The 22601-nt window shown below is 69.8% G+C and carries 17 protein-coding genes; 11 read left to right on the plus strand and 6 right to left on the minus strand.

Going from position 1 to position 22601, the window contains the following annotated elements; genetic code table 11:
* Window positions 1-263: 263 nt before the first annotated feature.
* The 4 genes from AWX74_RS15780 (at window position 264) to AWX74_RS40020 (ending at window position 5237) form a co-directional block, all read left to right on the plus strand.
* Window positions 264-1499 (plus strand): ABC transporter substrate-binding protein, encoded by a 1236-nt coding sequence (locus tag AWX74_RS15780; RefSeq protein ID WP_165615650.1) that lies wholly within the window; start codon window positions 264-266, stop codon window positions 1497-1499.
* A gap of 122 nt (window positions 1500-1621) precedes the next feature.
* Complete coding sequence (locus AWX74_RS15785) at window positions 1622-3751, plus strand: ABC transporter permease (RefSeq protein ID WP_165615651.1); 2130 nt, start codon at window positions 1622-1624, stop codon at window positions 3749-3751.
* Window positions 3748-4545: an ABC transporter ATP-binding protein gene (locus tag AWX74_RS15790; RefSeq protein ID WP_091277315.1), complete on the plus strand. Its 798-nt coding sequence runs from the start codon at window positions 3748-3750 to the stop codon at window positions 4543-4545. Before AWX74_RS15785 ends, AWX74_RS15790 begins: the two co-directional genes overlap by 4 nt.
* A 251-nt stretch (window positions 4546-4796) precedes the next feature.
* Window positions 4797-5237, plus strand: a complete 441-nt coding sequence (locus tag AWX74_RS40020; RefSeq protein WP_165615652.1) for a nuclear transport factor 2 family protein — start codon at window positions 4797-4799, stop codon at window positions 5235-5237.
* A gap of 71 nt (window positions 5238-5308) precedes the next feature.
* Here AWX74_RS40020 and AWX74_RS15800 read toward each other — a convergent pair whose 3' ends face one another.
* Window positions 5309-6097: an ABC transporter ATP-binding protein gene (locus tag AWX74_RS15800; protein ID WP_226930780.1), complete on the minus strand. Its 789-nt coding sequence runs from the start codon at window positions 6095-6097 to the stop codon at window positions 5309-5311.
* A 282-nt stretch (window positions 6098-6379) separates the two neighbouring features.
* Between AWX74_RS15800 and AWX74_RS15805 the strand changes: the two genes are divergently transcribed.
* The 4 genes from AWX74_RS15805 (at window position 6380) to AWX74_RS15820 (ending at window position 10470) form a co-directional block, all read left to right on the plus strand.
* A complete protein-coding gene (locus AWX74_RS15805) occupies window positions 6380-6601 on the plus strand; it encodes a hypothetical protein (RefSeq protein WP_091277319.1) in 222 nt (73 codons plus the stop codon).
* Between the two features lie 125 nt (window positions 6602-6726).
* Window positions 6727-7911 (plus strand): acyl-CoA dehydrogenase family protein, encoded by a 1185-nt coding sequence (locus AWX74_RS15810; protein WP_091277322.1) that lies wholly within the window; start codon window positions 6727-6729, stop codon window positions 7909-7911.
* Entirely contained in the window at window positions 7908-9188 is a 1281-nt protein-coding gene (locus AWX74_RS15815; protein ID WP_091277323.1) for an acyl-CoA dehydrogenase family protein, read from the plus strand. Before AWX74_RS15810 ends, AWX74_RS15815 begins: the two co-directional genes overlap by 4 nt.
* 73 nt (window positions 9189-9261) lie before the next feature.
* Window positions 9262-10470 carry an amidohydrolase family protein gene (locus AWX74_RS15820; RefSeq protein WP_091277325.1) on the plus strand — a complete coding sequence of 403 codons (1209 nt, stop codon included), beginning with the start codon at window positions 9262-9264 and terminating at the stop codon, window positions 10468-10470.
* A gap of 91 nt (window positions 10471-10561) precedes the next feature.
* On the opposite strand, the gene AWX74_RS15825 is transcribed toward AWX74_RS15820, so the two are convergent.
* From AWX74_RS15825 to AWX74_RS15835, 3 genes are all read right to left on the minus strand, one after another.
* The gene (locus AWX74_RS15825; protein WP_091277327.1) at window positions 10562-12079 is read right to left on the minus strand and encodes an acyl-CoA synthetase; all 1518 of its coding nucleotides are present in this window, start codon (window positions 12077-12079) and stop codon (window positions 10562-10564) included.
* Between the two features lie 28 nt (window positions 12080-12107).
* Window positions 12108-13388: an amidohydrolase family protein gene (locus tag AWX74_RS15830; protein WP_091277329.1), complete on the minus strand. Its 1281-nt coding sequence runs from the start codon at window positions 13386-13388 to the stop codon at window positions 12108-12110.
* A gap of 79 nt (window positions 13389-13467) precedes the next feature.
* Complete coding sequence (locus tag AWX74_RS15835; RefSeq protein ID WP_091277331.1) at window positions 13468-14463, minus strand: aromatic ring-hydroxylating oxygenase subunit alpha; 996 nt, start codon at window positions 14461-14463, stop codon at window positions 13468-13470.
* A gap of 257 nt (window positions 14464-14720) precedes the next feature.
* Between AWX74_RS15835 and AWX74_RS15840 the strand changes: the two genes are divergently transcribed.
* On the plus strand, window positions 14721-17078 hold the full coding sequence (locus AWX74_RS15840; protein ID WP_091277333.1) for an acyl-CoA dehydrogenase family protein: 2358 nt from the start codon (window positions 14721-14723) through the stop codon (window positions 17076-17078).
* Between the two features lie 81 nt (window positions 17079-17159).
* On the opposite strand, the gene AWX74_RS15845 is transcribed toward AWX74_RS15840, so the two are convergent.
* Complete coding sequence (locus AWX74_RS15845) at window positions 17160-17897, minus strand: class II aldolase/adducin family protein (protein ID WP_091277335.1); 738 nt, start codon at window positions 17895-17897, stop codon at window positions 17160-17162.
* Window positions 17898-17908: 11 nt separating this feature from the next.
* A complete protein-coding gene (locus AWX74_RS15850) occupies window positions 17909-19189 on the minus strand; it encodes an amidohydrolase family protein (protein WP_226930778.1) in 1281 nt (426 codons plus the stop codon).
* Window positions 19190-19769: 580 nt separating this feature from the next.
* Between AWX74_RS15850 and AWX74_RS15860 the strand changes: the two genes are divergently transcribed.
* Together AWX74_RS15860 and AWX74_RS15865 are read left to right on the plus strand one after the other, a co-directional pair.
* Window positions 19770-20888 carry an NDMA-dependent alcohol dehydrogenase gene (locus tag AWX74_RS15860; RefSeq protein ID WP_091277340.1) on the plus strand — a complete coding sequence of 373 codons (1119 nt, stop codon included), beginning with the start codon at window positions 19770-19772 and terminating at the stop codon, window positions 20886-20888.
* Window positions 20889-20996: 108 nt separating this feature from the next.
* A complete protein-coding gene (locus tag AWX74_RS15865; RefSeq protein ID WP_091277342.1) occupies window positions 20997-22499 on the plus strand; it encodes an aldehyde dehydrogenase in 1503 nt (500 codons plus the stop codon).
* Window positions 22500-22601: the final 102 nt, after the last annotated feature.

A 22601-nucleotide genomic window follows, 5' to 3' on the forward strand; every position in this document is an offset into this window, starting at 1 on the left:
TCAGACTCTGATGATCGACTCACCCAGCGAACAGCCATCTTCCTTTTAACCAGCGGGTTTAACGTTTCAACCGCCAGTACGGAGCGCCGGAATTCACTACCATGCGTCACTTTCGATCACTCCAAATGGTCGTCGCCTGACTACATAACGTTCACATGACGCCGAAGCCTGCAGGTCGCCGCACCCTTGACGATCCACGGAAAGTTGCCTTACAAGTTCAGTGCTCACACCACTATTGGTCGCCGACACTAGGGGAAGATCGCATGCGTAGACGTAGTCGACTCTGGGGCTTAGGCCTGGCCGCGAGCCTCGCGGCCGCCGTCCTGGCGGGTTGCGGAGGGTCCGGCTCAGGCGGGTCGGAATCCTCAAATGCTCGCGGCATCGAGGGCAGGACCATCAAGATCGGCGGACTGGTCGAGCAACGCGCCTTCGGTGGCGCCGACGACGGGTTCAAGGCACGGATCGATCGCGCCAACTCGACGAAGGAGCTGGGCGACTACACGATCGACTACCTGGGCTCCACCGACCCGGGCCAGGGCGCCGTCGACAAGGCGCTGGCAACGACCCAGAGCCTCATCGACCGCGACGACGTGTACGCGGTCGCACCGGTTCTCACCACCAGTTTCCAGCAGTCCGTCGCGAACTACGCCGTGGCCAGGAAAGTGCCCTATTTCGGGGGCGGATTCACTCCTGCGTTCTGCTCTCCGAACCAGTACGGCTTCAGCACCATCGGCTGCTACATCAGCGCGGACTACGGCTACACCACGCCGGTGGAGGGCGTCGCGAAGGCACTGGGCAAGAAGCCGGACCAGGTCCGGTGGGCTGTCGTCTCACTCGCCCAGCCCGACGGCCAGAAGCTCGCCGACAACTACCGCAAGCTGATCGAGACCGTCAACGGGAAGGTCGTGTACAGCGAAGCGACCGTGCCGCCCGGCGGCGGCGGCGACCTGCAGCCGTTCGTCAGCGCGGTGATGGATTCGAAGCCGGACGCCGTCTGGCTTCTCCTCGGCAGCGAGGTCCTCGGTTTCTCGTCGGCGATGAAGGCCGCCGGGTACACGGGGGCGTTGGTCAACTCGTCGTTCTACCTGCCCGGAACGCTTCAGAAGGTCCCGACGGTGGCGGCGGCACTCGAGGGCGCCATCGTGTCCACGAACACGCCGGTCCTGGAGTCGAACAGCACGTACATCCAGCAGCTGGAAAAGGACTTCAAGGCCATCGGGAAGTCCGCCGACGATGTCACCTTCGGGGCGTTGAGCGGTTACCAGGCCGCGGACATGATGATCGCGATGATGAAGAAGGTCGCGCCGGACTTCGGCGACCTGGTGTCGACGATCGGCAAGGGCTTCAAGTACGAGCCCGGGAGGGACGCCGCCCCGGTGTCGTGGCCGGAGGCGTTCGACGGCAGCGTGGGCTGCAACACCGTACTGCGCGTCGAGAACGGCTCATACAAGATCGTGGCGCCGTACTCCTGCACCGGCAGGAAGGTCGAGTTCGACTGACAGACCAGCTGGATCCGCTGGTTTACGACCGAGGTTGGTGGATGTCACCTCGACGTCCACCCACCGTCATCCTGTCAGTTCTTCTCGCCTTCCTCGTCCTTACTGCCAGCGGAGTCATACCGATGGATCAGTTCGTACGTGACGTCATCACCGGGTCGGTCAACGGAAGCATCTACGCCCTGATCGCGGCCGGGCTCGTCCTGACCTACACGACAACGGGAATCTTCAACCTCGGCTACGCGGGTATCGCCTTCTCCGCCGCCTATGTCTTCTTCGAGCTGAACACCGGACTGCACTGGCCGCAGTGGGCGGCGGCGACTCTCGTCATCCTGGTGTTCTGCCCCCTGCTGGGGCTGTTGCTGGACGTCGCGATGTTCCGGCGGCTCGCGCGGGCGCCGGAGGTGGTGCAGCTCGTGGCATCCGTGGGTGTCCTGCTCGCGCTGCCGGCATCGTTCACCTTCCTCGTCGGCCGCGGAATCACCCAGTTCGGCTGGTCGATCCCCACCGGGACCGACGTCGAGCTGGCTCCCGGCGTCGGCCCACAGCCACGCAAGGTGTTCGGCCTGTTCAGCGGAGTCGTGATCACCTCCGACCAGATCATCGTCCTCGGGACGACGGTGGTCTGCGTTGTGCTGCTCTCGGTGTTCCTTCGCTCGACGCGGACCGGGCTGCGGATGCGAGCGGTGGCGGACCGCCACGACCTCGCGGCCCTGCGCGGCGTCGACCCGACGCGCACCTCCCAGCTGGCCTGGGTGCTCGGGACCGTCCTCGCCGGAATCGCCGGCGTGGTCGGCTCACCGATCCTGCGTGTCCTGAACCCGGACGCCTACGCGCTCGCGGTGTTCGTCGCGATCGCGGCCGCGGTGGTCGGCGGCTTCCGTTCGGTCCCGCTGGCCTTCGCCGGCGCGGTGCTCGTCGCCGTCGCCAGCAACCTCACCTACTCGTGGGCGGGCTTCGCCCAGGACATCCCGGGTTTCAACAGCGCACTTCCGTTCCTGCTGCTCATCGTCGGCCTGATCGTCATGGCCCGCTCCCGGGCACGTGTCGCCGGGTCCATCGCCGCGGAATCCGCACCGCCCGACCACAGGCGCGACCAGCCGCCATGGCGGCGCGTCCTGCCCAGCGTGGTCGGCGTGGCGCTGTTGCTGTACGGCATCTTCGTCGGGTTCGACGACTACTGGCTCACCCTCACCACACGCGCCCTGATCTTCAGCCTGATCTTCCTGTCGTTCACCATCGTGACCGGGCTCGGTGGAATGGTGAGCCTGGCGCAGGCGTCGTTCGTTGCCGGCGGACAGCTGTTGGCCGGCTATCTGATCAACCAGCACGGTTTCCCGTGGTGGCTCGCCTGCGTGGCTGCCGTCCTGGCCGCGATGGTGCTCGGCGTCCTGGTCGCGTTGCCGTCGCTGCGGCTCGGCGGGGTGGCACTCGCGCTCGTCACGCTCGCGCTCGCGTTCGTCTGCGGCCAGGTGCTGTTCCAGCTGGACTGGCTGCGCAACGGTGAGTACGGCTGGAGCTTCACCCGGCCGGTCTTCGGTCCGCTGGATCTGAACGAGACCCGCAACCTCGCCGGGTTCGTGCTCGTCCTGATCGCCCTGGTCGTCTGGGTGATCCGCAATCTGGAGCGTTCGCACACGGGGCGGGAGATGCTCGCCGTTCGCAACGCGGCCGCAGCGGCGGCCGCGATCGGGGTCTCCCCCACCATCACGAAGCTGAAGGTCTTCGCGTTGTCGGCCGGAGTCGCCGGTCTTGGTGGTGTCCTGCTCGCCACGAACGACATCTCCGTCACCAGCAACTCCGTACCGGCGATGTCCGGCCTGCTGTGGCTGGCGGGCGTCGCCCTCCTCGGTCTGCGCCGACCGTCCGGCGCGATTCTCGCCGGCCTGTTCATCGGGCTCGTGCCCGGTGTGCTCAGCGGCTTCTCCCTGCCGTTCGGGCTGTGGGAGTGGTCCGGCTCGAAGGCGTCCGAAGTGCCGACGATCCTGTTCGGCCTCGGTGCCATCGCACTCGCCCGGCAGCCTGACGGCATGCTGGCGGACATCGCGCGGCGCAACTTCCAGCGCCGGGCACGCCGCCGCGCCGCCGCCACCGCGAGCGTCTCGGGAGCCGCTCCGCGCGTCCCTGAGATCACGGCGGATGTCCCGGGCAGCGCGGCGGTCGACCTCGGCGGCACCGACAGCCGCGGCGCACGGGCCCGCGTCAGCGAGGCAGGTGCCAGCGACCTGGAAGCGAGCGGAGGAGTCGCCCTGTGAGCGAGCCGACCGAACCGACGGTGCTGGCTGAACCGACGGTGCTGACTGAACCGACTGAACCGACTGGGCCCACGCACCCCAGGCTGGCGGTTCACGGCCTGCACGCCGGATACGGCGACGCAGGGGTGCTGCACGGCGTCGATCTGGTCCTCCCGAGCGGCCGGATCGGTGCCGTCCTCGGCCCCAACGGCGCGGGCAAGTCCACCACCTGCAAGACCCTCGTCGGCCTCGTCCGGGCAGCCGCCGGCACCATCGCGGTCGACGGCCGCGACGTCACGACCGCGCCGACCTGGCGTCGCGCACGGGCCGGAATGTTCCTCGTTCCCGAAGGCCGCGGGGTTTTTCCCGGGCTCAGCGTCGAGGACAACCTGCGCCTCATGGTGAACCGGAACACCGATATCGCGTCGGTGTACGAGCGCTTCCCGGCGCTCGGCACCCGGCGGCGCCAGCACGCGGGAAGCCTGTCGGGCGGCGAGCAGCAGATGCTGTCACTGGCCCCGATGCTGGCCGAGCCGACGGAGCTGCTCATCGCCGACGAGCCGATGCTCGGCCTGGCACCTCGCATCGCGGACCAGATCCTCGGCGTGTTCGACGACCTGCGGGTGCGCGGCACCACCATCCTGCTGGTGGGGGAAAGCCCGCACGGCATCGTGGACATCGCCGACCAGGTCTCGCTCATCCACGCCGGTCGGATGACCTGGTCCGGCCTGGCATCCGACCTTGACCGCACCGTGCTCGAGCAGGCGTACTTCGGGCCCGACGCCGCCGGTCCTCCCAGGAAGTCCGTCTTCTAGGCGGGATGGGCGGACGTCCCGGCCGCCGATGGGTCGCCCTCGTCGACGATCCATCGGCACATCCGGCTGGACGAGCGGGATGCCCGCGAAGGACACCCACTCCGGGCCGTCGCCGAACCCGGCTTTTCCGCGAAGGCAGGGGCTCCGAGCGACGCACCCACTCCGGCAGTCACCGCACTGTCAACCTTGGCGCCGGCCAGGTCATCTCACCAAGATGCCCTGCAGCGCCCCGCACAGACGATGTGAGGACGATGTCGAGCGACGACTTCTGGGAACTCAGCAATCTTGTGGCTCGTTACGCCGAGCTGCTCAACCTTGGGCAGATCGAGGCACTCGGCGCGCTGTTCGAGCACGGCCGGATCTCCTCGTCGAACATAGCCGATGTACATGTGGGGCCTGCTGCGGTCACCGAGATGTACCGGCGGTCGGTGGTGTTCCCCGAAAAGGTCCCCGACACGCTGCTGTTCACCAGCAACCTGCAGTTCCGGATCGACGGCGACGAGGCCTCCGGAAAGGCCTGTTTCATGGCCGTGCACCAGGCCGAGGCCGGCGTGGTCCCGGTGCTCGCGGGCCGGTATCACGACGAGTTCCGCAAGATCGATGGCCGGTGGTGGTTCCACCACCGGCACATGCTTCCCGACCTCGTCGGGGATCTCTCGACTCACCTGCACGAGCCGCTGGAGGGCGTGTAGCCGGCGGCTCGGTGGGCCCACCCGGCCCCGGCGGTCGATGGCGGCACCGGGGCCGGCTGGTGGGCCGGCTGTCAGCTGAGGTAGGCGTCCTGTACGGCCTCGTTGCGCATGATCTCCTCCGGAGTGCCATGCGCGATCAATCGGCCCAGCTCCAGGACGCTCACCTCGGCGCTGTGGCGCATCACGAACGGGATGTGGTGCTCGATCAGCAGGACTCCGCAGTCGTCCGTCCCGGCCAGCTGGTCGAGGATCTCCCCCAGCTCCTCGATCTCGTGGTCCTCCAGCCCGGAGGTCGGCTCGTCGAGCAGTAACAGCCGAGGCGAGTCGACGATCGCCCGGGCGAGCTCGACCCGCCGCAGTTCACCGATCGACAGCCCGCCGGCGAGCTCGTTGCGCAGCCGGAGCAGGCCACAGCGCTCGAGGACGGCCTCGACCCGCTCACGCCGTTCGCGCTCCCGGCGCCGCCGAGACGGCAACCCGAGAAGATCACCGATCATGCCACCGCCACCGCCGTGCCACTCGACCGCCAGGAGCACGTTGTCCTCCACCGACAGCCAGCCGAACACCTGCTGACGCTGGAAGGTGCGTCGCAGCCCACGCCGGGCCCGCCGCACGGAGCTCTCGTTCGTCACGTCGTGCCCGTCGAGCAGGATGGTGCCGCCGACGGGCCGTCGGATGCCGGCGATGCAGTCGAAGAACGTCGTCTTGCCCGCGCCGTTCGGTCCGATCAGGCCATGCACGGTGCCCGCCCGGACCGTGATGCTGGCGCCGTCGACGGCCGTGATCCCACCGAAACGCTGGATGACGTCACGGACCTCCAACAGCGGGGCCGAGCCGACGACAGTGGACTGACTAGACATTTCACTCCCCAGACGCCGGGCGCGCCAACCCGGCGCGGGGATCCCCGCTGTCGGGGCCGGCAATGGCGATGTCATGGTGTGGACACTGTCCTGCATCACCCGGGTCGACGCTTCCGGACGCGCTCCCACGCTGGTTCGGAACTACCGAAAGTGCTGGTGTGCAGCTGCCCGACCGGTTGGACGAGCCCAGGGTGACCTGCAGCGGGACAGTAGCTGATCGCACTACGGGAACGCAATGTCTAGCCAGTGAGCACTGTTCTAACAGTGCCGTCGAGATCGGTCGTGGACTTCCTGGTCGGCCGCATTGACATCGCCCGCCTGTCGGTCACCATCGACGAAGCCGAGCGCAACACCATGGGGTCCGCGGCAGCGCTGGCGCCGGTATCCGTGGCGGCCGTTGATGAGCGCACAGTCCTCGGCCCCGTTCAAGCGGCTCGGCGCGCACCCCGGCCAGGTGAGCCAGCAGCCGGCGCGGCAGCCCTGGCCCACCAGTCCACCCCCTGATATATCTAGAGATATCGGCTACGGCAGGCGCGTGACAGCAGAGCCGAAGCGCCAGGACGACCGCGACAACCGTCAGGACATCCCGGGCGAACCGCGCAGACGGACAGGACATCCCAGGAGGGCCGATGTTCACGCAGACCGCGGACCAGGACTTACTCGAGGCCACCACGGAGCAGTACCTCGCGGCCACCTACCCACCCACACGCATCCGTGAGCTGTCCCGGCAGGACTCGACCTTCGATCCGGTGCTGTGGAAGCGGGGCGCCGAGCTCGGCTGGACGTCGCTGCTGGTGCCGGAGGGCTCCGGGGGCGGATCGGTCAGCGGCAACGGCCTCGCCGACCTCCTCGCGGTCGCCTTCCAGTTCGGGCGGCACGCCGCGCCCGGGCCGCTGATCGGGACGAACGTGGTCGCCGCGGCGCTGGGCCGGTGGGGCAGCAAGGAGCGGCACGGCGGGCCACTGGCGGAGCTGCTCGACGGAGCCGCCACCGCCGCCTGGGGGTACTCGCCGGGCACCGGGCCGCGCGCCGGTGCCGCGGTGCGCGCGACCCGGTCCGGTGACGGTTTCCTCCTGGACGGGGTGGTGCCCTGCGTCGAGAGCGGCGCTCCGAACGGCTACCTTCTGGTCGCCGCCTCCGACGGCACCACCGCTGACGGGGATGACGCACGGTCGCACTACCTGGTTCCGCTCGACGCCCCCGGCGTGCGGACCTCCCCACTCGGCGGCATCGACCTCACCCGGAGGCATGTTTCGGTCACGCTGGTGGAGGTCGCCATACCAGCGACCGCCCAGGTCGGTGAACCCGGATCGGCCGACGATCACGACGAGCTGCTCCTCGATCTCACCGCCGTGCTGCAGGCCGGCGAGATCGTCGGCGCGATGGAACGCGCCTTCGCGATGACCCTTCGGTGGGTGAACGACCGGTACTCCTTCGGCCGACCACTCGGGTCCTATCAGGAGATCAAGCATCGGATGGCCGACCTGCGCACCCAGCTCGAGGCGAGCGCGGCGGTCACCGAGAAGGCCGCGCGGCGCGTCGGCGAGGGCGCGCCTGACGCGCGCTCGTGGGCCAGCGCGGCGAAGGCACACGTCGGACGGGTCGGTCCGGAGGTCATCCAGGACTGCGTCCAGCTGCACGGCGGAATCGGGATCACCTTCGAGCACGACCTGCACCTCCACCTTCGGCGCGCCACCCTCGACGCGCAGCTGTTCGGCACGCCGGCCACCTTCGCCGACCGGCTCGTCGGCCTGACTGAGACCGCACTGACCGAGACCGCGCTGGCAGAGACCGCCCCGGGCGGTGGGAAGTGAGCGAGACCGTGACCGACGTCGCCGAGTTCGCGGCGCGCGCCCGCGCCTGGCTGGCCGAGAACATGCCGCCCGCGAATCCCGATCGGGACACCTTCTTCCTCTACGCCGCCACCCACCCCACCGACGAGGAGGTGCTCGCGCGGGCCGCGACCTGCCGCGAGCTGCAGCGCCGGCTCTTCGACGGCGGGTTCGCCGGCATCTGCGTGCCGACGCGGTACGGCGGGCAGGGGCTGACCCCGGCACACCAGGCCGCGTTCAACCGGGAGATCAAGGGCTACGACTATCCCGCCGAGATCCAGGCGTCCACCTTCATTCCGTGCATGGCCGTGCTGCTGGAGTTCGGTACCGAGGAGCAGAAACAGCGCCACATCCCGCGGATGCTGCGCGGCGAGGAGATCTGGGTCCAGCTCCTGTCCGAGCCGGGCGGCGGCTCGGACGCCGCCGGCGCGGTCACCACCGCCACCCGCGACGGCGACCGCTGGATCCTCAACGGCTCGAAGGTCTGGACAACGTCCGGATGGTGGGGCGACTGGGCGCTCTGCCTGGCCCGCACGAACTGGGACGTCGCGAAGCACCAGGGCCTGACCGTGTTCAGCCTGCCGATGTCAGCCCCGGGGCTGGAGATCAGCCAGATCGAGCTGGTGAACGGTTCGAAGGACTTCTGCCAGGAGTTCCTCACCGACGTCGTCGTGCCCGACGCCGACCGGATCGGCGACGTCGACGCCGGATGGAACGTCATGGGCCGCTGGCTGTACCACGAGCGCACGATCTCGGGCGGCTCCCCCTACGTGACCGGCGGTGGGAACCGGCCGAACGACGGCCCGTACGAGACCGCGGCGATGATCGAGGCCGCCCGCCGGCTCGGGACGATCGACGACAGCCGCACGCGGGCCCTCCTCGGCGAGGCGCAGACGAGTTCCCTCGTTCTGCGGGCGCTGGTCGAGTCCGTCACCCGCAAGATGGCCGGCGGTGTGCTCCCCCACCACGCGGCGGCGATGACGCGGCTGTTCGGTGGCACGACCAACGCCCGCCGCGCGGCGATCGCGACGGAGCTGTACGGCGGCGCGGGAGTGGTCTGGGCCCCGGGCGAGGAGACCGCCGCCCAGGTTGGGCTCAGCTACCTGGCCCGGCAGGCCGCCTGCATCGGCGGGGGCACCACGGAGATGGCACGCAACGTCGTCGCCGAGCGGCTCCTCGGCCTGCCGCGCGAGCAGCGCGCCGACACAGGCGCCTTCCGGGACGTTCCCCGCGGACCACAGGCCAGCGGAAACCCGTGAGCGACCGCCTTTGCACCGTCACACCAACCGAGTAAAAACATCTATCTATTTTTCACCTGACCGGGAGGCAGTCATGGCAGATGAGCAGGGACGGGAACAGGTGGCATCGCGGCCGGTCGACGCGGACAACCACTACTACGAGACCCTCGACGCGTTCACGCGCCACCTCGACCGTAAGTTCCGCGACCGCGGCGTGCGCGTCTTCCAGGACGGCCGACACACCGAGATGGTCATCGGCGGAAAGGTCAACGGCTTCATCCCGAACCCGACGTTCGACCCGGTGATCGTCCCCGGCTGCCTCGACCTGCAGTTCCGCGGCCAGATCCCGGAGGGGGTCGACCCGCGCAGCCTCACCAGGGTCGAGCCCATCCGGCCCGAGTACCGGGACCGGGAGGCACGGCTGGCGACGATGGACGCCCAGGGCCTCGACGCGATACTGCTCTTCCCGACCCTGGGCTGCGGTGTCGAGCAGGCGCTGCGGTACGACGTCCCGGCCACCATGGCGAGCCTCAACGCCTTCAACCGCTGGCTCGAGGACGACTGGGGCTACTTCCACCAGGAGCGGATCATCTCCGCGCCGATGCTCTCGCTGGCCGACCCCGAGGCGGCGCTCGCCGAGGTCGACCGGGTGCTGGGCCTCGGCGCGCGGGTCGTCCACGTCCGCCCGGCCCCGGTCCCGACCGGGACCGGCAAGGGCCGCTCGCTGGGCAACCGTGCGCACGACCCCGTCTGGGCCCGACTCGCCGAGGCGGGTGTGCCGGTCGCGTTCCACCTCGGCGACAGCGGATACAACGCGATGGTGGGCGCGCCCTGGGGCGGCGCCGAGGAGTTCGCCCCGTTCCGCGCCCCCGACCTGCTCGGCAGCGTGCTCGTCGGCGACCGGGCCATCCACGACACCGTCGCGAGCCTGATCGTCGACGGCGTCTTCACCCGCCACCCGACGCTGAAGGTGGCCAGTATCGAGAACGGCTCCGACTGGGTCTACCCCCTGGTCAAGGGCCTGCGGAAGCTGGCGAACCGGGTCCCGTCGAAGTTTGCCGAGGACCCGCTGGACACGATCCGCAAGCACATCTGGGTCACCCCGTACTACGAGGAGGACCTGCGCAAGCTCGCGGACACGATCGGCGTCGGCCGAGTCCTGTTCGGCTCGGACTGGCCGCACGGCGAAGGCCTGGCCGACCCGGCGGCGTTCACCGACGAGCTCACCGCGTTCAGCCCCGACGAGGTGCAGCTGATCATGCGCACCAACTGCGCCGAGCTCATCGGGCTTCCCACCTCCTGACCCGGGACCGGCGGCCACCCGCAGCCTCCTTCCGGGACGGCTGGTTCCGCTCGCTACCGACCGAGGCTGGTCACGCGAGGAACCATCACGCTCACACCAGCACCTCCGGAGGGAGCAGGCGCCGCGCGACCTTGCCGGTCAGCAGCCGCGGCAGCTCGGTCAGGAACACGACCGAGCGGGGGCATTTGTAGTGGGCGGCGCGATCCCGGGTGAAGGCGATGAGCTCGGCCTCCAGAGCGGCCGGATCGGCGGGCGGCGTCGCCGGCTCGACGATGGCGCGCACCGACTCCCCCATCTCGGCGTCGGGCACGCCGATCACGACGACGTCGGTGACGGCTGGATGCAGGATCAGCACGTCCTCGATCTCACGCGGGTAGATGTTCACCCCACCAGATATGATCATGTTCGAGACCCGGTCGGTGAGGTAGAGGTAGCCCTCCTCGTCGACCCAGCCGACCTCGCCGAAGGTGGCCCACCCACGCTCGTCGAACGCGTCGGCCGTCTTCTCCGGGTCACCCTGGTACTCGAACCGCTGGGGCGACTCGAAGTACACCCGGCCCTCGGCGCGCGGCGGCACCTCGGTGCCCGTCTCGTCGACGATGTGCACCGCGCCGAGCATCGACTTTCCGACCGACCCCGGATGGGCGAGCCACTCCTGCGGCCCGATCGTGCAGAACCCGGCGCCCTCGCTGCCGGAGTAGTACTCATGCACAATCGGCCCGAGCCAGTCCAGGACGGCCCGCTTGACCTCGGGCGGGCAGGGCGCCGCGGCATGCACCACGGTCTTCAGGCTCGACAGGTCGAACCGGGCCCGATCGGCCTGCGGCAGCTTCAGCAGCCGGACCAGGTGTGTCGGTACCACCTGGGTCAGCGTCGCCCGGTGCCGCTCCACGAGGCCGAGGAAGTCCAGCGCGTCGAACCGATCGGTGCAGACGACCGTCCCGCCGATCCGGTGGATCGCGGTCGCCCAGCCCAGCGGGGCGGCGTGGTAGAGCGGCGCCGGGCTCAGGTAGACGGTCGACTCGTCGCCGCCGTACAGGAAACGGATCATCGCGGTGAACCGGCTGGGCTCACCCAGCGGGGCACCGACCGTCGCCGGCCTGATCCCCTTCGGCCGGCCGGTGGTCCCCGACGAGTAGAACATCCAGGTGCCCTCGCACTCGTCGTCGATCGGCGAGGTGGGCTGGGCACCGATGACGTCCTCATACCGGTCGAACCCGTCGATCGGACCACCGACGGCCAGCCGCACCTTCACCGCCGGCGCGTCGATGCCGGCGACCACATCGGCGCACGCCACGGAGGTCACCAGCGCGGCGGCACCACAGTTCTCGACGACGTACTCCGCCTCCGCGGCGGACAGGTGCCAGTTGATCGGGGTGACGAACAGGCCGGCACGCAGCCCGGCCCAGATCACCTCGAAGTACTCGGCCCGGTTGTCCATCAGCACGGCGAGGTGGCTGCCGATACCGAGGCCTGACGATCTGAGCGCGTGGGCGAGCTGGTTCGAACGCGCGTCGAGCTCCCGGTACGAGACCACCCGGTCACCGATGATCACCGCCGGCCGTTCCGGTGCGGACACGGCGAACCGCTTCGGATGCTCGATTCCCATGCGGACTCCCTTGGTGGTGCGTGCCGGCTCAGGCGGTCGCGTTCCGGGCGAGGTCGAGGGCGTGGACGCCGATCTGCTTCTCGAAGCGGCCCTGGTCGAAGCTCCGGACGGAGACGTCGTGCCCGGCGGCCGCGGCCCGCAGCGCGCCGACGGTGGACTTCTCCCTGGGCAGGTGGGCGAACGGGTCGAACGAGTACCAGCGGCACGCGTTCTCGAAGGTGATCTTGTTGATCTCGTCGTCGGGCACACCGGCGGTGACCGCCGCCAGTTCCTCCGCGGCCGAGGGCCAGGACGAGTCCGAATGCGGGTAGTCGCATTCCCACGAGATGTTGTCGATGCCGATGTCGTGGCGCAGCTTCACCCCGACCGGGTCGGCGATGAAACAGGTGAGGAACCGCTCGCGGAAGATCTCGCTCGGCATCTTCCCGCCGAAGTTCTGGCCGGTCCACAGGTGATGCATCTCGTAGGTCCGGTCGATACGGTCCAGGAAGTACGGGATCCACCCCGTGCCGCCCTCGGAGAGCGCGATCCGCAGGCCCGGGAACTCCTTGATCACCCGCGACCACAGGAGGTCCGCGGCGGCCTGGCAGATGTTCATCGGCTGCAGTGTGATCATCACGTCGATCGGTGCGTCCGACGCGGTCACCGACAGTTTCCCGGATGACCCGAGATGGATCGACAGCACCGTTCCGGTGTCCGACAGCGCCTTCCACACCGGGTCCCAGTAGGTGTCGTGGAAGCTCGGGTAACCGAGCGTCGCCGGGTTCTCGGTGAACGTCAGCGAGTGACAGCCTCTGGCCGCGTTCCGGCGCACCTCCGCGGCACACAGCTCGGCATCCCACAGAATCGGCAGGCCCATCGGGATGAAGCGGCCGGGATAGGCACCGCACCATTCCTCGATATGCCAGTCGTTGTAGGCCCGGGTCACCGCCAGTGCGAGGTCCTTGTCCTGCGCCGCGGCGAACAGCCGGCCGCTGAAACCCGGGAACGACGGGAAGCACATCGACCCCAGGACCCCGCCGGCGTTCATGTCCCTGACCCGCTCGTGCACGTCATAGCAGCCCGGGCGCATCTCCTCGAACGCCGTCGGCTCGACCCCGTACTCCTCCCGCGGCCGTCCCGCCACCGCGTTCAGCCCGATATTGGGGATCACCGACCCGTTGAACGTCCAGACATCACTGCCCTCATCCGTCCGGACGACCTTCGGCCCTGCTTCGACGAACCGCGCCGGCAGCCGCCCCTCGAACACATCAGGCGGCTCGACGAGGTGATCGTCAACACTCACCAGGATCATGTCGTCTGCGTTCACAGCACCCTCACCTCGTATGTCACCTGCAAGCACATTCGTGCACCATCACTGAAATATGGAAATCCGCCGCCGATGGCGGTCACTCCCCCGGCGGGACCTCGTAGAACTGGGTCGCCCAGCGGCGGTAGGCCATGTACGGCTTGGCATCCTGCCTGGCCATGATGGGACGCTCGATGTACTCCTGATACCGCCAGATCCCGAGGTCGTCGTCGAGTGTGGAGAGGAACTCCTTCTCCACCCGTTCGAGCACGTCCGGCGGCGGAACATCGGAGGTGTCGCCCGGGATCCGGGGCCACCAGATCGAGTAGAACATGTCCGAGGCGCCGTCCTCGACGGGCGTGGTCGCGAAGATCAGACGGTAGTTGTCCACGCCGGCGAACGCGCTGATCGCACCGCCGAGGCCGAACAGGTAGCTGTGGATCCGCAGGACCATCGCGTCGGGATCGTCGCTGCGGCGGTCGGGCCAGCCGGTCTCGAACAGCCACCCGTGGTCGTCGGCCTTCCAGTCACGCAGGACCGGCGTCACGGTGGAGTGGTGGACGTACTGGAAGTGCATGCTGTCGGCGGCGTTCTCACCCGGGATCTGCGGGTGCACCGGCTCGCGCTCCATCTTGCGGGACAGCGCCGGGTAGGGCGGATAGTAGGCGTCGGGATCGGTCTCGAACTGCGAGAAGATCCGGAAGATGTCGGTCATCGGCCAGCGCGGCGCCTCGCCCCGCGGCTGATGCCAGACGAACACGCAGCCGTACTGCTCATGCACCGGGTACACCCGCAGCTGGGCGGCGCGGTTGGGCTTGTCCTGGTACGGGATGTAGTGGTTCCTGCCGTCCGGCCCCCAGCCCCAGCCGTGGAACGGGCACTCGATGCAGTCGCCGTTGACCTTGCCGCCGTGGCCGAGGTGGGCGCCCATGTGCCGGCAGTGGGCCGCCAGCACATGCATCTCACCGGACTCGTCGCGGTAGGCGACCAGCTCCTCGCCGAAGTACCGCAGCGGCCGGACCTGACCCGTGCGGAACTCGGCCGACCAGCCGACCATGAACCATCCGGTGGGCTTCCAGGTGAACGGAACCTTCATGCGACGTCCCCTCGTCGAAAGCTCTAGATTTATCTTGCACCGGGCCGAGTGTGCCGGCAAGGGTGCGGACGGCGGCCGGGCGGCAGCCCCACCGGCAGCGGGTCCCTCCCGAGGAGCCTCGGGCCCCCGACACAGGCGCGGACCGGTCGACCGACCTCGACCGACCTCGACCGACCCGTAAATAATATCTATACATATTAAGTGGCTCGCGGCCATCATGCCGCCAGCTGTGCGGTGACCGGCATTCGGAGGCGTGCATGGACCTGTCGTTGGACGAGGCGTCGCGAGCGGCGCAGGAGCTGGCCACAGCCGTGCTCGCCCGCAGTCCGGGGCTTGCGGCGGCCCGGGCAGCCGAGCCGCTGGGGCACGACCCGACGCTGTGGGCGCAGCTGTGCGCGACGGGACTGCCAGGGCTCGCCATCGCAGAGAAGCACGACGGCGGCGGCGCCGGCCTGCACGCGCCGGTCATCGCGGCGATCGAGCTGGGGCGGGCACTCGCGCCAGTGCCGTTCGCCGAGCACGTCGCGGCGGCGCGGCTGCTCGCCGCCGTCGCGCCGGACCATCCCGACCTGCCCGCCGTCGTCGCCGGGGAGCTGATCGCGACGCTGGCACCGCGGGTGCACGCCGGCACCGCCGTCGCGGTTCCGGCGGGGGCGGTCGCCGGGCTGGTGCTCGCGGTGCGCGACGGTCAGCTGGTCGCGGCACGCTCCGTCCCGCCCGGCATCGCCGTGGCCAACCAGGGCGACCTGCCGGTGGCCGACCGTGATCTGCGCGAGGCGGTGGTCCTCGGCGGCCCGGCGGCGGTGGCGGCGTTCGCGCGGGCCCGGTCGGAATGGCTCATCCTGATGGCTGGTTGGCTCGCGGGCCTTGCCGACGGCGCGCTGGAGCTGGCGACCCGATGGGTGAAGGAACGAGTTCAGTTCGGTGTGCCGATCGGATCGTTCCAGGGGGTGCAGCACGGCCTCGCGGACCTGCCGGGGCTGGTGGACGGGGCCACGCTGTTGTCGCGGGAGGCGGCCTGGAGCCTGGACACCGGGCAACGGTCGGTCACCGGAGCCGACGGGGATCAGCTCGCGGCGATGGCGGCGTTGTTCGCCACCGAGGCGGCACGGCAGGCCACGGACCGGGCGGTTCAGTACCACGGCGGCCTCGGGGTCTCCCTGGAGCACGACGCGCAGCTGTTCTTCCGCCGCGCCCGCGCCTACCCCGCGCTCGCCGGCGCACCTCGTGCGCTCGCCCGCGAACTGGGCCGCGATCTTGTGGACGGCAGGTCGCTCATCGCGGACGCCCCGGCGGTCACCGGCGACATCCCGCAGGCCGGCGAGCCGACCGAGCCGACCGTGTCGGCCCTGGGCGGTACGGACTTCAACCACAACCCGTCCGTCTCCGCGTTCGCCGCCGAGATCAGCGACTTCGTCCGGTCCTGGCTGACGGACGAGGTCCGCCACGAGGCTCGCCGGACCGGCACCGTGCATGTACCCGCGCTGCACAAGGCCCTCGCCGAACGCGGCTGGCTCGCCGCGTCGGCACCGGGCGGCCGCGCCGCACGGGATCCCTATGAGCTGGCCGCCCTCTTCCGGGAGCTGGAGCTCGCGGACGCTCCCTACCACGGCATCGGCACCACCATGATCGTCGCAGGTGTGCTCGACCAGATCGGGAGCCCGGCGCTGCGCGCCGACGTCCTGCCCCGGCTGCTGGCCGGCGAGGCGACCGCCGTGCTGGGTTACTCCGAGCCCGGCGCGGGCTCCGACGTCGCGTCCGCGCGGACCCGGGCCACCCCGGTTGACGACGCGCACACCTCCTGGCGGATCAACGGGCAGAAGATGTGGACCACCCTGGCCCACACCGCCGCGCACTGCCTGCTGCTGACCCGCACGAATCCCGATGTGCCCAAGCACCGCGGACTGACGATGTTCCTCGTCCCGCTGGACACCCCGGGGATCACGATCCAGCCGATCCACACGATCGCCGACGAGCGCACCAACATCGTCTTCTATGACGACGTGATCGTCCCGGACTCCTGCCGAGTCGGCGGGGTCGACGAGGGCTGGCAGGTCATGGCGATCGGGCTGAGCCTGGAACGCGGCGTCATGGGCAGCACCGCCACCCTCGAGCCGCTGCTCGCCGCGGTGACCGCCTGGGCCCGCGTCCCCGCGCCGGCGGGCGGCTGGCAGGAAGGGGAACGACCGGGCGACGACCCCGCCGTGCTGACCGCGATCGCACGAGCCAGGGCCGACGCGGAGGTCTCCTTCCTGCTCACCCAGCGGACCGCGTGGCTCAACATCGCCGGCCAGTCACCCGCCGTCGCGGGCACGATCGCGAAGCTGTTCGCCTCGACCGCGTACCAGCGCGACAGCCGCGAACTCCAGGACGTCTCCGGCCTCGGTGGCATCCTGCGTGCACCTGCCAGCGGGAGCACCATCGCGTCGGCCGCCGGCGGCGAGATCGAACGCGCCGCCCGTCACTCCAGCGCCGTCACCATCCAGGGCGGCACCACCGAGATCGCCCGCAACCTCGTCGCCGAACAGCGCCTCGGCCTGCCGAAGACCCGCCGAGGCACCCGCGCCTCCGCCGACCAGGCAGCGACGACACCGCAACGGAATCCCGTGCCCTGAACGCCCACCGATCCGTTCACCGGCCAACCCCGGATCGGCTTCGGGGGCGGCGTGACGTCGCCGGGCGGCAGCTCGGCGACGTCACGGGAGCAGGCTGGGATCGGAGCGCAGTTCGGCGCGGACAGCGGACTCCCAGAACCCGACGAAGCCGTCGCCGTCGGAGTTCTTCAGGTGGTTCAGGAAGCCCGCCGGGAGGACCGGAGCCGGGGAGCCGCCCGCGGCACGGATGTGCCAGGCGCGCTGACAGCGCTGTTCCAGCGCCACGGCGCGCTGGAAGATGGCGCGGGCGGATCCGCCGAGCACGAAGACGCCATGGCCCGCGAGGAGGGCGAGGTCGCCGCCGTGCATGGCGTCGATCGCCCCCCGGGCGGTGGTGGGATCGTTGACGGGGCCCTGGTACTCGTTGACGAGGACGAGGTCGCCGCCACCGCCCAGCGCCGAGCTCTGGTCGTAGATCGGTGGGATCTCGCCGAGATCCGCCCAGACGGTGCCGTACAGCGGGTGGTTGTGCACAGCCCAGGTGACGTCGGTACGCGCGGAATGCAGCGCGAGGTGCAGCGGAATACCCAGCGGGACGGGCCAGTCCCCCTCGACCACCCTGCCAGCGAGGTCGATGCGGATGACCTGCTCCGGGCGCAGTTCGTCCCAGCGGACCAGCCACGGGTTGCACAGCAGGGTGCCATCCGGCTGCAGGGCCGTGATGTGGCCGGCCAGGTGGTCGTTGTAGCCCTGCCGCCACAGGGCCCGGGCCAGCAGGGCGATCTCCTCGCGGGGGGTGAGCTCCGGCATGAGTTTCTCGGCGGTCGGGATGAACGTCATGGTCGCGTCCTTCAGTCGGCCGGCAGGACTGTCGGCGGGAGGGGGTGGCGGAACAGGGCCGCGGCGTTCTCGCAGCACATCGCCCGGATCTCGGCGGGCGGAACGTGGCCCCAGACGTCGGCGAGCACGCTCTGGGTGTCCGGCCAGGTGCCGTCTCCGTGCGGATAGTCCGTCTCGACCATGATGTTCTCGACGCCGATCCGGTGGCGGGTGTCGATCGTCGACGGGTCGTCAAGGGTGCAGAACCAGAAGTTGCGGCGCAGCACCTCGGCGGGGCGCAGGTCCCAGCCGGTGCCGTAGCCGGACCGGTCGACGATGTTGTCGAGCCGGTCGAGCAGCATCGCGACCCAGCCGATCCCGCCCTCGCTCATCGCGATCTTCAACGTCGGGAGGCGGGCCGGGTGGCCCGACCACAGCCACTCCGCGCAGGCGGTGAGCGAGGCCTGGCCGAACAGCGTCGCACCCAGCTGCAGGCCGGGCGCGCCGGGCGGCGCGTCGGACAGGCCCGAGCTGCCCACGTGCAGGGTGATGACGGTGTCCGTCTCCACACAGGCGTTGATGATCGGGTCCCAGTGGTCACGATCCCACAGCGACGGCAGGCCGATCGAGTGCGGGCGCTCCGGGAAGGTGACGGCGGTGAAGCCGCGGGCGGCGTTGCGGCGGATCTCCGCGGCGGCGAGTGCCGGGTCCGCCAGGTAGGTGATGCCCATCGGCACGACCCGCTCGGGGTAGGCCTGGAACCATTCCTCGTGCAGCCAGTCGTTCCAGGCACGCACACAGGCGAGGCCGAGATCGCGGTCGCGGGCGCCGAAGAACACCCGGCCGCAGAAGCCGGTGATCTGCGAGGGGAAGTTCACCGACGCCCAGACCCCGTTGACGTCCATGTCGCGGACCCTGGCGTCGATGTCGTAGCAGCCGGGACGCATGTGCTCGAACCGGAACGGCTCCAGCTTCACCGTCTCCGGCCGCCGCCCGGCGACGGCGTTCATCCCGACCTGGGTGAAGGTCTGGTCCTCGAAGTGCCACACCTGGTGGCCCTGGTCGGTTTCGACGATGCGTGGCGCGGCGTCGGCGAACCGTGCCGGAACCCGCCCCTCGAACAGGTGCGGAGGCTCGACAACGTGATCGTCAACGGAGATGACGGTGTACCGGACAGCCCGCGGACCGGGCTCGGGTAAGAACAGCGCGGGGTCGAGGTCGGTGGGCACGCCGGTGTCGCTCACTGCGGCAGTGCCGCTCACTGCGGCAGTGCCGCTCACTGCGGCGGTGCCGCTCACTGCGGTGCTGTTCATGAAGGCCTTCCCAGGAGGACGAGGGTGAGGAAGAGCGCGCCGAACCGCCCGCGGTGCGCAACTCGCCTCCGGCGCACGCCGCCCAGAACGGCTCGGTCAGCGGCGCGCGTGGGGCGAACGACATCCCGGCCGCCTGGGGCCGCAACCATGCATCACCGCTAGGACTATTAGTTCGAGCGGATGGTGACGGAACTGCGGGAGAAGAATCGCTCACGGCAGCCCTCGCCGCCTCCTTCGACCTGCGACTCGGCAGATCACGCTGCTCTGGTCATCGTGGAGCTACCAGGGACGACACCGGCTGGTGCGGACGATTCACTTCACCACACTCCCGTTTGGAGCTCAATAGTCTTTTAGACTGCAGGTCGTCGAGGAGAACGACGCGGAGGGCGCTCAGACGCGCCTTGTCGGCCGATTCGCCCGTCAGGCCCCCGGCTCCGGCCCAGGTCGTCTCCCGTGCCTTCCCGCAGCTCGTGGCCGGCGCGCCCACGGCTGGCCGGTACGGGGAAGGACGACTCCCTCTTGCGCGGACACGGACCACAGCCTAAACATATAGACATATTCCGTCCGAAACGGAGGAGATATGAAGAGCAGGGCGGCCGTGCTGCACGAACAGCCCGGGAAATGGCAGATCGCCGAGATCGAGGTCGAGCCACCCCGGCAGGGAGAACTCCTCGTCCGGATGGTCGCGGCCGGGTTATGCCATTCCGATGATCACGTCGCGACCGGCGACATGCCGTTCACCGGCGCGCTGCCCCTCGTCGGCGGCCACGAGGGAGCGGGCATCGTCGAGCAGGTCGGCCCGCACACCGACGGGTGGCAGGTCGGCGACCATGTCGTCCTGCCTTTCCTTCCGGCATGCGGGAGGTGCCGCTGGTGCTCGTCGGGGATGCAGAACCTCTGCGACAACGGAGCCCGGACGCTTTCCGGCGCGCGCGAGGACGGCTCCAGCCGGCTGTCTCTCGACGGCCGGCCGGTGGGCCAGATGGCCAGCCTCGCGACCTTCAGCGAGTACACGACCCTGTCCGTGAACTCGGCCGTCAAGGTCTCCACCGATCTCGATCTCGTCTCGGCCTGCCTCACCAGCTGCTGCGTGTCGACCGGCTGGGGCGCGGCGGTGAACTCGGCCGAGGTCCGGCCCGGCGACGTCATCATCGTGCTGGGTGTCGGGGGCATCGGGATGAACGCGGTGCAGGGCGCCGCCCACGCCGGCGCACGGGTTCTCGTGGCGGTCGACCCCGTGGAATGGAAGCGTCAGCGCGCACTGGAGTTCGGCGCCACGCACGCGGTGGCATCCGTCGAGGAGGCGACCGAGATCGCCCGCGCGCACAGCAACGGGCAGGGCGCCGACGCGACGATCGTCTGCGTCGGCGTGACGAACGGCGCGAACATCGGGGCGGCCTTCTCCAGCATCCGGAAGGCCGGAACCTGCGTCGTCGTCGGGCTGGGCAACATCCTCCAGGACGGCAACCTGCCGCTGTCGCTGCATGAGCTCGTGCTGTTCCAGAAGCGGCTGCAGGGCTCTTTGTTCGGCGCGTGCAACCCGATGCGGGACATCCCGGCCCTGCTGGACCTGTACCGCGCCGGCAAGCTGCGCCTGGACGAGCTGATCACCACCCGCTACTCGCTGGAGCAGATCAACGACGGCTTCGCGGACATGCACGCCGGGCGAAACATCCGTGGCGTCATCACCTTCGGCTAGCACGGCCAGCACCGCGACCACGGCCCACGCGGGGCCGAAACGCCCCGTGGCGGAAGTGCCGAACCCGGGACGTCCGGCCACGGCGTGATGAGAACAAGGAGGCACGCGATGAGCGTGGCGACAGGCATCGAGCAACACGTAAAGCACCCGGACCAGTTGTACATCGGCGGCCAGTGGGTCGCCCCGTTATCCACCGCGTTGATCGACGTCGTCGACTCGGCGACCGAGGAGGTCTTCCTCCGGGTCGCCGAGGCAGGCGAGGCGGACCTGGACCGGGCCATCACCGCCGCCCGCTCGGCCTTCGACGACGGGCCGTGGCCTTCCCTCGCGCACACCGAGCGCGCAGCCTACCTGCGCCGGTTCGCCGCCGAGCTGGCGACCCGCGGGGAGGCCATCACGCAGCTCTGGCCGCGGGAGTCCGGGGCGCTCGCGATGGTGGCCCCGCACATGGCACCGATGGCCGCGGGCGTCTTCGAGTACTACGCCGGCCTGGCCGACACCTATCCGTTCGAGGAGCCGGTCACACCGACGATGGGCAGCGGGTTCGGTCTGCTCGTCCGGGAAGCGGTCGGTGTCGTGGGCGCGATCATCCCCTGGAACGTGCCACTGCAGCTCGCCGTCCAGAAGGTCGCGCCGGCGCTGCTGGCGGGCTGCACGGTCGTGCTCAAGGCGGCCCCCGAGGCGCCCGGGTCGGCGTACGTGCTGGCCGAATGCGCCGAGGCCGCCGGCCTGCCAGCGGGCGTGTTCAACGTCGTGACGGCCGACCGCGCGGTGTCCGAGCGGCTGGTGACCGACGCCCGGGTCGACAAGATCGCCTTCACCGGCTCCACCGCCGCCGGCCGGCGGATCGCGTCGCTGTGCGGGCAGCGCATCGCCCGGTTCACGCTCGAGCTCGGCGGGAAGTCCGCCGCGGTCGTGCTCGACGACGCCGACCTGACGAAGGCCGCGACGGCCCTCGCCGGCGCCGAGTGCTTCCTGACCGGCCAGGTCTGCGCCTCGCTCACCCGCATCGTCGTCCCGCGCGGCGTGCACGACGAGTTCGTGGAGACTCTCGCGCAGGTGTTCTCCCAGGTGGTCGTGGGCGATCCCTATGACCCGGCGACGCAGATGGGCCCGCTGGCGATGGCCCGGCAGCGTGATCGCGTCGAGGGCTACATCCGGGCCGGCGTCGACAGCGGCGCGAAGCTGGTCACCGGCGGCGGGCGGCCGGGCCATCTGGAGCGCGGCTACTACATCGAACCGACGGTCTTCGGCGGCGTCGACAACAGCTCGACGATCGCCCAGGAGGAGATCTTCGGCCCGGTGCTCAGCGTGATCCCGGCGGCCGACGAGGCCGACGCGATCAGGATCGCGAACGACACGATCTACGGGCTGAACGCCGCGGTGTTCACCGAGGACGTCGACCGGGCACGTGCCGTCGCCGGCAGGCTGCGGTCCGGGACGGTCGGCCACAACGCGATGCGGGCCGACACCGGCATCGCGTTCGGCGGGTTCAAGCAGTCGGGCATCGGGCGGGAAGGCGGCCTCGAGGGCCTGCTGCCCTATCTGGAGACGAAGATGATCCTGCTGGACGAGGCGCCGGCCAGGTACCGCGAGGAAGCGGCGCATTGATCTCGCCTCCCGCGCCCGGCGACTTCCTGGGCCGCTGCCTGGTCGGCAGGTGCGCCTTCTCCACCGTACGAGCTACTAGAACCAGAATCTAGAATGGTCTCG

It is taken from the genome of Parafrankia irregularis, assembly GCF_001536285.1.
Taxonomy (GTDB): Bacteria; Actinomycetota; Actinomycetes; order Frankiales; family Frankiaceae; genus Parafrankia; species Parafrankia irregularis.